We start from the raw sequence: 15,180 nt of genomic DNA on the forward strand, positions 1-15,180 counted from the left end.
TTAGTTTTAACTAAGTTTTAACAAGGTTGTTTCATCGACATCAGCAATAGTGCGATCGCGCCATCGCTACAGGTCAATAAAAATGAGTCGGTTCCAGGTCTTGACCTCACCCATTACATCTTACAAAATTGCTACATTGAGTGCCGGCACCGCTTTACTGCTGACAACTCTGTTACTATTTTCATCCCAGGCAGCTCCTGTAATCTTACTTTTTGCCACTGCAATGGTTAGCGCTTGGTATGCTGGCTTAAAGTCCGTAGAACAAGAACAAGAAATAGAACGTCAGATTATTTCCAAAGTCATTGAGACGACGGCTTGCTTGATTGTAGTTCTCGACAGCCAAGGCCGGATTGTCCGGTTTAACCAAGCTTGCGAAAAAAGTACAGGCTACTCGACAGCAGAAGTTATCAATAAATATGTTTGGGATTTGTTTTTAATCCCCGAAGAAATAGAGTCGGTTAAAACCGTTTTTGCCAACCTCAAAGCCGAACATTTTCACAGCGAATATCAAAACTATTGGCGCAGTAAAAACGGCGAGAAGCGCTTAATCTCTTGGTCGAATACTGTGACGACAGATGGCGAGGGTTTGGTAGAATATGTGATAGGAACGGGGATCGATATTACTGACCGCAAAGAAGCAGAAAGAGCTCTGGCTTTATCCTACACTAAGCTAGAAAGTCGTGTTAAAGAACGCACAGCAGAACTAACAGTAGCTAAAGAAGCGCTGCAAGCTCAAGAAGAACGATTTCGCTGTTTAAGTTCCTGTTCGCCTGTCGGCATTTTTATGGCAGATTTTGAGGGGCGCTACACCTATGCAAACCCTCGCTGTCAGGCTATTTGCGGCTTAAGTTTAACAGAACTTTTAGGAGACGGTTGGGAGAATTGCATTCACCCGGAAGACAGCGATCGCGTATTGGCCCGATGGCTGAATTATACTCGGAAAGGTGGGGATTATGCGATCGAGTATCGCGTGCAAACACCACAGGGGATTGTGCGCTGGATTAACGTTTGTTCCTCGCCGATGTTCTCCGACTCCGGCGAACTCATTGGATACGTGGGTACGGTGAGAGATGTCACCGAAAGACAACAAGCGCAAGCAGCTTTGGCAAGCAGCGAACAGCAACTCAGAACGCTGCTAGAAAATACGCCAGATGTAATTATCCGCACTGACAAAGATTTGCGTTATATTTACGTCAATAACGCAGTTGAAAGAAGCCAAGGAAAACCAATTTCATTCTTTTTGGGTAAAACCAGTCAAGAAATAGGAATGCCGCCGGAACTGTGCCAGATGTGGGATGAAACCCTGCACAAAGTGTTAGAAACAGGTCGAGAAGAAATTGTCGAGTTTCAGGCTTTCTCAATCAATGGTCTCCGAAATTATCAATCCCGCGTAGTTCCCGAATTTGACAAAAATGGCGTAGCAGAATCAGCCTTAATTGTCGCCCGCGATATCACAGAAATAAAACTTGCGGAAACTCAAAGATTGCAGTTAACAATCGAGCAAACAGCAAGGGAAAAAGCGGAAATAGAACAGCAGCGCTTGGCATTTTTAGCAGAAGTCAGCAAAATGCTGGCTGATGCGTTTGACGGGGAAACGGTGCTGCAAAAGGTAGCAGAATTAGCCATAAATTCGATCGCTGATGGGTGCTGCATTCATTTGACCGAAAGCGACTCAAATGTGCGTCTAGTCGCTGTGGCTCACGCAGAACCCTCTATGGTTGAGACTATTAATAACTTCAGCATCCGAAGTTTGAGCGCCGAAAATGCTGTTAGCGGCTATCCGCTGGTAATCAGCAGCGGAAAATCCGAACTAATTGCCGAAGTGGATGAGGAGATTTTAGCAGCAGGAGCCGAAAATGCAGCAGAATTGGAAATATTGCGATCGCTCAATATCGGATCTCACGCTTGCGTACCGCTGAGGGCTCGCGGGCGCGTAATGGGTTCCATCACTTGCTTTACCTCAAAGTTTGGCCGCCGCTACAGTGCAGAAGACATGGCAATGCTAGAAGACCTAGCATACCGCGTGGCGATCGCCATCGACAACGCCAGACTTTACACTGAAGCGCAACAAGCACTATCTCAAACATCCGAATCCTTTGCCTTAATTGACGCGCTGTTAGAAGCATCTCCCCTAGCGATTTGCTTTATGGATCGCGAAATGCGCTTCATCCGTATCAATCAAGTATTAGCAGAACTCAACGGTTTGCCGATAGAACAGCATCTCGGCCAAGACTTCCGCCAATTGTTGCCCGAACATGCAGCCAAATTTGCGCCGATAATTCAGCAAGTTTTAGAAACTGGCCAGCCTGTTTTAAACTTAGAAATGAGCGGCGAACCTGATGGGAAACCAGGATATTTCGGTTACTGGCTAGCTAACTACTACCCAGTGAAAAATGAAAGAGAAGAAATAATCGGAGCCGGCCTAATTATTACAGATATTACCGCAGAAAAACAAACAGAATTAGCTTTGCGGGAAAGCGAAATGCGCTTCCGCAGCGTGGTAGAATCTAACATGATCGGCATCGGTTTCTGGGATGCCAACGGCGAAGTTACTGACGCTAACGACGCCTTGCTGGAAATGATCGGATATACAAGGGAAGACTTAGTTTCAGGACAGATCCGCTGGCTCGAACTTACGGCGCCGGAATATCGAGAACTCGATCGCATCGCCCTCGCGCAAGTCGAAGCATCAGGAAGTTGCGCGCCTTTTGAAAAAGAATATCTCCGCAAAGACGGCACGCGCTTCCCCGTTTTAGTCGGCGGCGGAAACTTCCAAGGATGCCAAGACAAAGGAGCATTTTTCGTACTAGATATCACCGATCGCAAACAAGCCCAAAATCAACTTCGAGAAAACGAAATACGCATTCGCCGCCAACTAGCAGAACTCGACTTAGTTTACAAAACCACACCAGTCGGGCTGTGCTTTGTCGATACCAATTTGCGCTACATCCGGCTGAACGAATGCCTCGCTGCGATCGACGGCAAATCGATGGCAGATTACATCGGGCATACCGTGAGAGAAGTAATTCCCGAAATGGCCGATATGGTAGAGCCGATTTATCGCCAAGTCCTGGCGACGCAAACCCCCGTGCTCGACTTGGAAGTTAAAGCCGAAACCAAGCAACAGCCGGGAGTTTTGCGGGATTGGCAAATCAGCTTTTACCCAGTGAGCGATGAATCAGGAACACTGCTGGGAGTCAGCACTGTGGTAGCCGAAATCACTGATCGCAAACAAGCAAAACGGGTAATGCAGCAAAGCGAAGCCATATTCCGGCGGCTGTTCGAGTCGAATATTTTCGGAGTCGCGATCGGCGATTTTAGCGGCCGCATCGCCTACGCCAACCAATCCCTGCTCAACATGGTCGGCTACACCCGCTCAGAGATGCTCTCCGGTAAAATGCGTTGGGACAGAATGACCCCCCCCGAATACCTGCACCTCGACGCCTTGGCGGCCGGGGAACTGCGGGCTAAGGGAGTCGCAACTCCTTTCAAGAAAGAGTACATCCGCAAAGATGGCAGCCGCGTGCCGATTCTGATGGGCGGGACGACTCTGAACGCGGACGATCGCGAACCAGAGACGATCGTCGCATTCTACATCGACTTGACTGATATCTCGCGGGTGGAAGCAGAACTGAAACACAATCAAGAACGGTTGCAAATCGCTCAGCAAGCAGGCAAAATTGGAACTTTTGAATTAAACATCCAAACCTGCGAGGTCGCCTGTACGCCGGAGTTAGAGGCTTTGTACGGGCTGCCTGCAGGCAGTTTAGACAGCTATCAAAGTTGGGTCCAAATGGTGCATCCAGACGATCGCGCTGTTACCGAAAAGCAGGTAAAAGCTGCGGTGGCTTCCGGGGAGAAATTAAATATAGAGTTCCGCATTTGCCGCCCGGACAAAAGCGTCGGCTGGATTGCTTGCAGGGCTAAGGTGTTTCAGGACGATCGGGGTTTGCCTTGGCGGATGATCGGGGTGAACGTTGATATCAGCGATCGCAAAGAAGCAGAAGCTGCGCGATCGCACATCCATCAAACTTTAGAAGCCTTGATTCAGGCTTGTCCCCTAGCAATTACCGTTTTGGACTGCGACGACGGCACTGTGAAAATGTGGAACCCAGCCGCCGAGAGGATTTTTGGCTGGCATGAATCAGAAGCGGTAGGTCAATTTGTGCCCAGCGTTCCCGTAGACAAGCGGGAGGAATTCACTGCTAATTTGAAAAAAATTCGCCAAGGAAACGCGATCGCCGGGATGGAAACCCATCGCCAAAGGAAAGACGGCAGCTTGATCGACATCAGCTTGTGGGCAACTCCAGTCCGCGACAGCAAGGGCAACATCAACTGTATGTCGATCATCGCCGACATCAGCGATCGCAAGCAAATCGAGGCCCAACGCGCTCAGTTGCTCGATCGCGAACAAGCCGCGCGGGCGGAAGCAGAAGCGATCAGCCGCCGGAAAGACGAGTTTCTAGACTCTCTTTCCCACGAATTGCGAACGCCTATAAATGTGATTCAGGGGTGGGCACAGATCCTGCGCGCCCATCCCTACAACCAAGATAAATTAGCTTCGGGTTTGGAAGCCATTGAGCGTCAGTCGAAGGTGCAGATGCAGCTAGTGGAAGATTTGCTCGATGTTTCCCGAATTATTCAAGGCAAGCTGATCCTGAAACCCGGCTGGTTCTACATGGTAAAGACGATCGAGGCTGCTCATAATTCAGTTCGTTTGGCAGCCGAAGCCAAGTCTGTCACCGTTTCGTTAGAACTTGACCATGCAGTCAGCTTGATGTGGGGCGACGCCCCGAGGTTGCAGCAGGTAGTGTGGAATTTGCTCAGTAACGCCGTGAAGTTTACGCCTTCGGGCGGAAATGTGCAACTGCGCTTGTCTGCGGTGGCTGTTAGCGGTTCCTCATCACCCAATTACGTGCAAATTACTGTCAGCGATACCGGAAAGGGCATTTCTGCTGAGTTTCTGCCCTACGTGTTCGATCGCTTCCGACAAGCAGACGCCTCGAAAACTAAGGCTGAGAGCGGTTTGGGACTAGGATTGGCCATCGTCGAGCACTTGGTGCAACTCCACGGGGGTACTGTGACTGCGGAAAGTCCCGGTAAAGACCAGGGTGCGACATTTACGGTGACACTGCCTCTCAAACAGCGTCGGAGTAAGCAGCCGCAGTTGAGAGGAGAAACTAAATCCAATTCAAGGCCTCCGGGTATTTTGGCTGGTTTAAAGGTGTTGGTAGTTGACGACGAACCCGACAACCGCGAGTTTTTGATGGTTGCCCTCCAACAGTGCGGGGCGACTGCGACTGCGGTGGCAACGGCTGCGGAGGCGATCGACATTTTGCAGGAGTCGCCGCCGGATATTTTAGTCAGCGATATCGGTATGCCCGTTGAGGACGGCTACTCGCTGATCCGCAAAGTGCGATCGTCCGAATCCGACAAAATCAAGTGCTTGCCGGCCGTGGCGCTGACAGCTTATGCTAGCGAAGAAGAGCGCGATCGGGCGATCGCCACTGGTTACAACGAACACTTAACAAAGCCGATCGAACCCGTTCTCTTCGCCACCCTTTTAGCCAAGTTAATAAATGGGCATTAGGGCGATCTGGTTCGCTGAACCCACAAATAATATCATTTCCGTTTGATTCGGATTGGTATGATGTTAAATCTTGTATAGCCTTTCTCAGAAAGATGAGGTACTGATGGGCATAGGGCATAGGGCATAGGGCATACCTCACTTTTTTGAGAACCGCTATAGGGGCGGGTTCACTAATAATAATTGCCCATAATCTACAATATCATAAACCCGCCCCCGCTGGCTTTTCATTAACGACATGATTGCCGATACACCCAAATAAATTAGAAAAGTTATCACTGTTTTTGTAAGTAAAAATGAATTAAATGCCAAACAGCTAGGAACAGAAATGACAGAAGCAAATTTGGACATTCGCGTCCAATCTTCGCTGGTAGTTGCCTATATTTAAACGGGCGGAAAATTTTACATTTTTTAGGGCGCACCAATTGGAGGGAAAGGCACGCTCCAGCAGTTAAAATACGATTATCAGCGCAATTGGTTCACACCCATGCCCATTTATCCGCTCAACCGCCTAACCGCCAAATTTTTCAGCAAGCTTCCGCTACGAACGGTTCTGATTGTTCCGTTAGTTTTGCAAACGGTAAGTGTTGTTGGGCTAGTGGGCTATCTTTCTTTCAAAAGTAGTCAGGAATCAGTTGAGGATGTAGCGCATCAGCTAATCGAACAAGTAGGAGAGCGAATTAGCGATCGCCTCACTGATAATAATGGACTCTCGGCAATCAATACCTTTCTGCCTAGGCTGCAATTCTCGGCTTCAGGACAAACTTTTATTATGGATCGATCGGGCAATCTGATTGCCACATCCACACTAGAAACACCCTTGGTGACGCCAACAACAAAGCAATCGACGCCATTGCTAGCCACCAACAGCAAGGATGCCCGCACGCGAGATATTGCTCGACAACTTGCCAACCGATTTGGCAACTTCCGCGCACTGCAAACAACCCAGCGATTTACCTTGGCGAACAAGGGCGATAGGCAGTTTGTCCGTGTCACTCCCTATCGAGATTTCCGTGGCTTGGATTGGTTGATTGTGGTGGTGGTGCCAGAGTCTGATTTCATGGCTCCAATTCAAGCAAATACGCGCCATACATTGTGGTTATTGATCGGTACACTGCCGCTGGCAATCGCGATCGGATTTTTGACTTCCCGTTGGGTAACAAAGCCAATTATGCGTTTGAATACCGCCGCCAAAAATGTTGCCACAGGAAAATGGGATCAACCTTTAGAAATTAAACGCTGGGATGAAGTCGGAGATCTCGCCAATTCCTTCAATTTTATGGCAGCGCAACTGCAACAGGCTTTTGCAGACCAAAAATCTTTAAATGAAGCTTTAACGCACAGACAGAGCCAACTCCAGCAATTTATCGAAGCCATACCTGGGGGAGTATCTATCCACGATGCCTCCGGTAAAGTCGTGTACTTTAACCAAACTGCCAAGCATTGGCTCGGCGTAGAAACTATCCCCGATTCGACTTTAGAAGAAGCAGTAGAAGTTTATCAAATCTACCGCCAAAACCAGCTTTATCCCACTGAAGAGCTGCCCGCATTCCGAGCACTGCGTGGCGAAACAGTATTCCTTGAAGATGTAGAACTTCATCGAGATGGGAAATTTATTCCTTTTGAGGTGCGCGCCACACCAATTTTTGACGAAGGCGGAAACATTATTTATGCCATCAATGCTTTTTATAACATCGCACAGCGCAAACAAGCTGAAAAAATCTTAACTGACTATAGTCGCACTTTAGAAACCGAAGTGGTCGAACGTACCTGCGCCTTAGCTCGTGCCAACGAACTATTACAATATGAAATTGCCGAGCGCAAATTGCTCGAACAAAAACTTTCCACTTCTACTGAGCAAGTTGTGAAAATATTTGAGTCGATTACAGATATTGTATTGATTTTTGATGTTCAAGAAGAAACTATCCAAATTATACCCACCAAGGGAATTTTTCAATACAACTATCAGACGAATCAGATCGACTCCATCATCGAACAATTTTTTCATGAGCCAAGGGAGGAGATTTATTTTGCTCAAGTTCGACAAGCATTGGAAACCCAACAAACTATTAGTTTTGATTACAGTCTGCCTATTAATAACCAAGAAGTTTGGTTTGCTGCTAAAATTTCGCCGCTGTCGGATAGCTCTGCGGTTTGGGTAGCGCGCGACATTAGCGATCGCCAGTTAGCCGAATCCCGACTGCTGGAAGCCCAAAAAATTGCCCGTATTGGCAGTTGGGAACACGATATCGCCACAGCAACAACCACTTGGAGTCAAGAACTCTATCGCATTTATGAGATCGATCCTACTCAAAAACCGCTGCCAACCGAACAATTAATCGAGCGTTTTCATCCCGAAGATCGATCGCGCTATCTGACAATGGTGCGCGATCAAGCGATGAAGGGACAAAGCTTTGAAATTGATCTGCGGCTGATCCGAAGAGATGGCTCGCTCAGTTATATTGAAGTCCGAGGGAAACCTGTTTATGATGAAAAAGGGCAGTTGATCCGTTTGTTCGGCACTGTCTTAGATATTAGCGATCGCAAACAAGCCGAGTCAGCTTTGCGAGAAAGCGCCCAGGGAGAACAAGCCATCGCCCGCAGCATCGATCGCATCCGTCAATCCTTAGATATTGACACAATATTCAAAACCACAACATCTGAACTGCGACAAACCCTAAAATGCGATCGTGTCGGTATCTATCGCTTTAATCCTGATTGGAGTGGGCAATTTGTTGCCGAATCAATGGCTGCCGGCTGGATATCTCTGATGCAACCTGACGATGGTAATGTGCCAAACACTCTCGTCGAAGACTCTCGCTGTACCGTGAAAACTATGCAAGCCTCCGGTGAACCAGTGCTGGATACCTATCTACAAAGAAATCAAGGTGGTATGTATGCTAGAGGCGTCCCTTACCGCATCATTGAAGACATATACAGCGCTGGGTTGAGTCCTTGTTACCTAGAACTTTTAAAACAATTTCAAGCTAGAGCCTACGTTATTTTCCCCATATTTTGTGGCAGTCAACTTTGGGGTTTGCTCGCCAGCTATCAAAATTCTGTACCCCGCACTTGGCGCGAAGCAGAAATCAATATTGGGCTGCAAATTAGCACTCAATTGGGAGTCGCCTTACAACAAGCTCAATTGCTAGAAGCCACTCAACAGCAAGCAGTACAGCTTCAACAAGCTGCCTGGGCCGCAGAAGCTGCCAACCTTGCCAAAAGCACTTTCCTGGCAAATATGAGCCACGAACTCCGCACCCCGCTAAACGCAATTCTGGGATTCTCCCAATTGATGCAGCGCTCTACCAACCTGACTCGCGAACAACAGGAAAATATCCGCATCATCAACCGCAGCGGAGAGCACTTGCTAGCTCTGATCAATCAAATATTAGATTTAGCAAAAATAGAGGCGGGACGCATTACAATCAACCCAACTGATTTTAAATTAAGCAGCCTGCTGAACGATTTGGAAGAGATGTTTCAACTCCAGGCAAGGGAGCAACAATTGCAGTTAATATTTGACTGCTCTAGCGAAACTCCCGAATACGTGCAAACAGATCAAATGAAGTTACGTCAAGTTTTAATTAATCTGCTTTCTAATGCCCTTAAATTTACAAAATACGGAGTAATTAGGTTAAGAGTAAGTGCATTTATAGACCGTGAAAATCAGCAACTACCAATCAGTAATTACCAATTACATTTTGAAATAGAAGACACGGGTTCCGGCATAGCTGCTGATGAGTTAGATCAGCTTTTTCAAGCCTTTGTGCAAACCAAAACAGGAACCAAATCTCAGCAAGGAACAGGCTTGGGACTCGCTATCAGCCAACAGTTTATCAAGCTGATGGGCGGCCTGATTACTGTACGCAGTGAAGTAGGACGCGGCACCACCTTCGCGTTTGATATTCCCATCAGCGCCGTTGATGCCCCGGCGACTCAACCCGTACAGCCACCGCGTCGGGTGATAGCCCTGGAACGCAACCAGCCACGCTATCGTATTTTGATTGTGGACGATCAATTAGACAACCGCCAATTGCTGATTAAACTCCTCGCTGTCTTTGACTTTGAACTCGAAGAAGCCAGCAACGGCATGGAAGCTATTGAAATGTGGTCGAGTTTTGAGCCACACTTAATTTTTATGGATATGTGGATGCCCGTGATGGATGGACATGAAGCGACCAAACGCATTAAAGCCACCGTTAAAGGTCAAGCTACGGCAATTATTGCCGTGAGTGCCAGTAACGGCGAGGAAGCGCCAACCGTTACTGTATCAGATGATTGCGATGACTTTATCCACAAACCCTTTCGAGATACAGAAATTTTTGCCACCCTGCACAAACATCTGGGAGTGCGTTACATTTACGGTGAACCGGAGAGTGTTCCCGAGTTAACTCAAATTGAGGCTCCGACTCCAGAGAGTCTGGCAGCTTTACCCGCAGATTGGCTGGCAGCTTTAGAGAAAGCCACAATTGAGTGCGATTTAGAGTTAATTCTGATCCACATTGAGCAAATTCGCGATCGTAATGACGCTTTAGCTAGCGCTTTAGCCGCCTTGGCTAACGAGTTTCAGTTCAATCAAATACTAGCTCTCATCCATCCCGAACCAAAATAATCAGGATATGAGATAGGTTTGTAATGAGTACCATCGTCCTCATAAAACGCGATCGGGCGATCGTACTCACTACAAACCTATAAAGGTTATTTTACCAAACTAGATATGAATTACGAACCAACTCCCGTCTTAAAAGGGAATATTTTAATTGTTGATGATATTCCGGCTAATTTGCAACTTTTAGCTCAAATACTCTCGCAGCAAGGGTACAAAACACGCACCGCACCCGACGGCAAACTAGCGCTGCGGTCGATCGAGTTAACTCCTCCTGACTTGATTTTGCTCGACATCATGATGCCCGGTATGGACGGCTACCAAGTCTGCCAAGCATTGAAAAATGCTCCCACAACCAAGGACATTCCGGTTATTTTTATCAGTGCTTTGAATGAAGTATTAGATAAAGTCAAAGCCTTTGAAGTTGGTGGTATAGATTATATCACAAAACCGTTTCACGAACAAGAAGTTCTCGCCCGCGTCTCAAATCAACTCGTGCAGCGCCAGTTATTCCTGCAAACACAATCCTACGCCCAGCAACTCGAACAAAGCGTAACTGAACTAAAGAAAACTCAAGCTCAGTTAATACAGAAGGAAAAAATGGCTTCTTTAGGTCAGCTAGCGGCAGGAATTGCTCACGAAATCAACAATCCCGTCAGCTTTATCTACGGCAATATTGCTCTAGCCGCGGAGTATGCACGAGATTTGCTTCGCCTCGTCGAATTGTACCGACATTACTACCCCCACCCCGTTGCAGAAATTATCGGCGAATTGGACGAGATTCAACCGGAATTCATCGCAGAGGATTATCCAAAACTGCTGAATTCGATGACAGAGGGTGCTTCTCGAATTAGCGAAATTGTGATGTCTTTGAGGAACTTCTCCCGCCTTGGCGAACAAAAGTACAAGCCAGTGGATATTCATGAAGGCATTGACAATACTTTAGTTATTTTGCAACATCGGCTGAAGGGAGCAAACAAAGCTGGTGATATAGAGGTCATTAAACACTACAGCCAACTGCCAAGAGTCACCTGTTATGCGAGTGAGTTAAATCAAGTGTTCATGAACCTGCTAACTAATGCTATTGATGCCCTGGAAAATCAATCGTCTCCCCGAAAAATTACCATCAGCACTTCAATAGGTTTTGACTCAGAAGCTGCGCTGCACAATCAAGATTCAATATTAGCCACTCAAAACTATAAATCCGTTGTTATTCACATTGCCGATAACGGTTGTGGGATGAGCGAGGAAGTACGCCACCAGATATTTGACCCATTTTTTACTACGAAGCCTGTAGGCCGCGGTACTGGATTAGGGTTGGCCATCAGTCACGATATTGTAGTGGAAAAACATCGAGGTCAAATCAGTTGTACTTCTACTCCGGGCCGAGGAACCGAGTTAATTTTGCAGATTCCGATATCTGTTAAATTTTAATAAATTTCAACATTTTAAAATTTAACCGATCCAGAGAATATATCAGATAGATTGTATGCGAGCATCTGTTTAAGGTAAAACCGATAGTCTGTCAGTCCGTCAGGGGTTGAAACCCCTGCCTCAAAGCGAAAGTCCTCTTTTAGAGGACTGAATAATTTATTAGTCCTCTTTTAGAGGACTTTTGCTATAAGCCCCGTGGAATTCATTCCCTGGCGGAGTGCCGGGTGAGCGGGAGGACTGTTTCATTCTCTTGCTACAGGATTTGATAGAAGTCCTCATTACAAACACGGGCTGATTGTGGGGAATTGACCAGAGAGCGTATTTACTTTAAATCCAGCAATCCGCTAGTTTTCAGCTTAGGATTAAACCGGATTTCTTCAGTTACGCCCCGAGCTTTCAGCAGCGCGAAAATTTCATTTTCTACCCGCCGCGCTACATTTTTCAACAATTTATCTTTGGCAATTTCATCGGCGAATATACCTTCATAATTTGCCGTTTCTTGGGCAGTCATTACAGTTTTGGTGTCGATGGGATCGTTCCACTTGGCAGCATCGGCACCGTTACCCTGGGGTTGGGAACCGTTTTCGGCAATCCAACTTTCTCTAATGCTTTCTAGAATTGTACGGCTGGGCTTGTCAATAGTTTGAACTTTCAGCCAGTAGCAATATTGGGTCTGGCGTACCAAATGCTGTTTGAGGCTGAGGTAAATGTCGCGAGAATAGCCGACAAATTGCAGGACTTTATCGCTGTCAAAAATCGCGTAAACGCCGATTTTTCCCTGGACAAAATCGGGCAATTTCCCCTCCGAGTCTATGTATGGAATGAATTCTAAGCTGGCAAGAGATTGAATGTCTTCTGTCATCCGATTTTAGATTTTAGATTTTAGATCTAAGATTAAACCACAGATTAACCAGCCTTTACTTAACTCTTGAAAACTCGATAAATTGCACAGAGGCGGCTGGGTTTAAATATTTTGGCTTGGAACATGAAATTAGGGGGGACGTTGACGATCGCAAAATCGCTCGATTCATGATACTTTTCAAATTCCGCAGGCATTCCCTTCGGCGTCTCGCTGCTGTAAGGGACTGGCTGAAAAAGTAACTCGGCAAACTCAATGCGCGAGCATTGCAATTGTAGCGCTACTTGTTTGACAAAGCTTTCACCGGTTAACAAACCGAACAGTGCAGTTTTAGCCTCTGGTTCGAGGACAAAACTGCTATCGTAGCTTTCAATAATCTTAAGACCCATTTTCTGTATACTCCTGACAGATGGCGGTTAACGGTTATTGGTTAACTGTTTTGAGCGATCGACTTATTTTGAATTTTACCTGACACTGACCGTTTTGAAGGCAGAAGGTCAATCGATTTTAGATTTTAGATTTTAGATTTTAGATTAAAGGATTGAAGCATTGACCCTACGGATAAATTCTGGGGGCAAGTTTCATCGGATACAGGTTTTTTCTTTCTCCACGGATGAATCCGGCTGCTTGTATCCTGGATGCTTTCGGTCAATGAAAATACCACAATCAGGAAATTTTGACAAAGAGGCCTGATTTATTTGCCGATCGCTTTTATCATGTCGGTATCGCCATCTATCCGACTACGACTAAAAGGCTATGCAGAAGATTGAAAAAGCATCATTCCCAGCTTCCAGAAGTGCCCCGAACCAGCCGGACTGGCTAGAATTGGTAGAATACGCCTCTGTTGCTGGTTCCGCTATTGGCACGATTGCTGCAGGATTGTCGGGCCAAATTGTCTACGCTGCCGCCCCTTTAACCGCAGCACTCTCGATAAATCTCGCCAATCGCCAGCGTTTCGAGCAACAAATGCAACAAAAGGCAAATTCTGCGATTACGGACGTACAGGCCGCAGTAGAACGTCGATCGCAGCAAGTTCAGATACTACCTGGAGAACCTGCGGAACTCTACACTGCTGTCTCCGACTTGCGGCAGAAACTCCAGGGCTTGGAATCCGGCGTCATCGCCGAGGTACAAGCTGCCGTAGCCTCCCTCGAACGCCAAGCCCAGGCGCTGCCGGCAGATTCTCAGGATTTCCACACGCAACTGTCCGATTTGCAGCAAAAACTCCGCATTTTGGAAAATAGCGCCCTCAGAGAGCATGATTGGGAAAATGTCAACGTCCGATTTTTATTGATGGGTGAACAGTTAACTGAAGTTAAAACTATTACGGCTCAGTTACAGGAGCGATCGAACGAAGTAGACTTGGATACAATCCAAGGTTCTCTCCAGCAATTGCAGGACTTGCTCGATCGACCCACAATAGACACAGGGATGTTGCAAACCGAGATTCAGCATTTGCAGCAGCAAGTTTCCGAATTGCAGAGACAAAATCAAGAAATTGTCAAGCCTTATTTGCAGCGTCTGACTCGCGCCGTGAAGAAACTGAGTCAGTAGTCATTAGTCAGTAGTCATTAGTCAGTAGTCAGTAGTCAACTGTCAACTGTCAACTGTCAGTAGTCAACTGTCAACTGTCATTGTAGCCTTAACCTTGTTCCCAGGCAGAGCCTGGGAATACATACCCGGAGGCTCTGCCTCAATTACCAATTATCAATTACCCCTTACCAATTACCCATTAGCCGTTACTAAATTTTTCCCAAGCTTGCCAGAAAACATAAATCGATAACACTGCCAAGAGCGATCGAAAAGCTAAACTAACAATACGATCGGGCAATCTCGGCAAAAACCGCGTGCTCACCTGCGCGCCCAACAAACCGCCACCCCCCAGAATTAACCCCACAACCCACAAAACATTCCCGCGCGCCGCGTGTCCCGCCGTCGCCGAAATTGCCGTGATGACGATGACGCCCAAGCTGGTTTGAATTGCGGTTTTAATGCTTTCTCCTAACAGCAAAATTTGCAGGGGAACCATAATTACGCCGCCGCCAACGCCAAACAAACCCGCTAATAAACCCGCCGCACTGCCGGTGGCAATTTTAGCAAAAGTTGGATGGAATAAAATATTTGAATTATGGGGTAATTCGTGATTGGTAATTGGTAATTGAGCATTTTCTCCTTGTCCCGCTTGTCCTCTTAGTTCCCCTTGTTCTAGTTCCGCTTGCTTCTTAGCTGTCAGGTGCTTGCGAACTTCAATCAAATAAATATTCAACCACAGCAACAACCCAAAAGTAAGTAACAGCAAGTAAGGCGGAAATATCCCCGCCAAATAAGCACCGATTTGTGCTGTAATGACGGCGGGAAATCCGATGCCTGCGACTTGACTCAAGTTGAGGTAGCCCATGCGCCAATTCTGGATGCTGCCAGAAATAGCTGTAATCACGATCGACAAACCGCTAGTAGCAACCGCTTCCACGGGAGCGTAATTGAGAGCCACCAACAAAGGCACGAGCACGGTACCGCCGCCGATACCCAAAAATCCAGCTAGAATTCCGGCAAAAATTCCCGCCGCACCCAACATCAATAATTCAGTGATAGTCATTAGTCATTAGTCATTAGTCATTAGCCATTAGTCATTAGTCATTAGTCATTAGTCATTAGTCATTAGTCATTAGTCATTAGTCAACAGTTAACAGT

The 15,180-nt window shown here is 46.8% G+C and carries 7 protein-coding genes; 4 read left to right on the forward strand and 3 right to left on the reverse strand.

Translation table 11 applies throughout. The features are described 5' to 3' along the window. Positions 1 to 82: 82 nt before the first annotated feature. The 3 genes from Q5691_RS17150 (at position 83) to Q5691_RS17160 (ending at position 11,630) form a co-directional block, all read left to right on the forward strand. Positions 83 to 5,590: a PAS domain S-box protein gene (locus tag Q5691_RS17150; protein WP_333345826.1), complete on the forward strand. Its 5,508-nt coding sequence runs from the start codon at positions 83 to 85 to the stop codon at positions 5,588 to 5,590. Between the two features lie 484 nt (positions 5,591 to 6,074). Next, a complete protein-coding gene (locus tag Q5691_RS17155; protein WP_333345829.1) occupies positions 6,075 to 10,202 on the forward strand; it encodes an ATP-binding protein in 4,128 nt (1,375 codons plus the stop codon). Positions 10,203 to 10,307: 105 nt separating this feature from the next. Continuing rightward, positions 10,308 to 11,630, forward strand: a complete 1,323-nt coding sequence (locus tag Q5691_RS17160; RefSeq protein ID WP_333312075.1) for a response regulator — start codon at positions 10,308 to 10,310, stop codon at positions 11,628 to 11,630. 322 nt (positions 11,631 to 11,952) lie between these two features. On the opposite strand, the gene Q5691_RS17165 is transcribed toward Q5691_RS17160, so the two are convergent. Beyond that, entirely contained in the window at positions 11,953 to 12,492 is a 540-nt protein-coding gene (locus tag Q5691_RS17165) for a GIY-YIG nuclease family protein (protein ID WP_333305819.1), read from the reverse strand. A gap of 59 nt (positions 12,493 to 12,551) precedes the next feature. Continuing rightward, positions 12,552 to 12,878, reverse strand: a complete 327-nt coding sequence (locus Q5691_RS17170; RefSeq protein WP_333312074.1) for a hypothetical protein — start codon at positions 12,876 to 12,878, stop codon at positions 12,552 to 12,554. A gap of 367 nt (positions 12,879 to 13,245) precedes the next feature. On the opposite strand from Q5691_RS17170, the gene Q5691_RS17175 reads away from it, so the two are divergent. Further along, entirely contained in the window at positions 13,246 to 14,043 is a 798-nt protein-coding gene (locus Q5691_RS17175) for a hypothetical protein (RefSeq protein ID WP_333214449.1), read from the forward strand. A 178-nt stretch (positions 14,044 to 14,221) separates the two neighbouring features. Here Q5691_RS17175 and Q5691_RS17180 read toward each other — a convergent pair whose 3' ends face one another. Next, on the reverse strand, positions 14,222 to 15,085 hold the full coding sequence (locus Q5691_RS17180; protein ID WP_333345832.1) for a sulfite exporter TauE/SafE family protein: 864 nt from the start codon (positions 15,083 to 15,085) through the stop codon (positions 14,222 to 14,224). Positions 15,086 to 15,180 lie beyond the last annotated feature (95 nt).

This window comes from Microcoleus sp. w1-18aA5, assembly GCF_036701705.1.
In the GTDB taxonomy this organism is placed as follows: domain Bacteria; phylum Cyanobacteriota; class Cyanobacteriia; order Cyanobacteriales; family Microcoleaceae; genus Microcoleus.

Coding starts and splice junctions, on each gene's coding strand:
- Q5691_RS17150 (WP_333345826.1), top strand. CDS start 83: ATGAGTCGGTTCCAGGTCTTGACCTCACCCATTACATCTTACAAAATT.
- Q5691_RS17155 (WP_333345829.1), top strand. CDS start 6,075: ATGCCCATTTATCCGCTCAACCGCCTAACCGCCAAATTTTTCAGCAAG.
- Q5691_RS17160 (WP_333312075.1), top strand. CDS start 10,308: ATGAATTACGAACCAACTCCCGTCTTAAAAGGGAATATTTTAATTGTT.
- Q5691_RS17165 (WP_333305819.1), bottom strand. CDS start 12,492: ATGACAGAAGACATTCAATCTCTTGCCAGCTTAGAATTCATTCCATAC.
- Q5691_RS17170 (WP_333312074.1), bottom strand. CDS start 12,878: ATGGGTCTTAAGATTATTGAAAGCTACGATAGCAGTTTTGTCCTCGAA.
- Q5691_RS17175 (WP_333214449.1), top strand. CDS start 13,246: ATGCAGAAGATTGAAAAAGCATCATTCCCAGCTTCCAGAAGTGCCCCG.
- Q5691_RS17180 (WP_333345832.1), bottom strand. CDS start 15,085: ATGACTATCACTGAATTATTGATGTTGGGTGCGGCGGGAATTTTTGCC.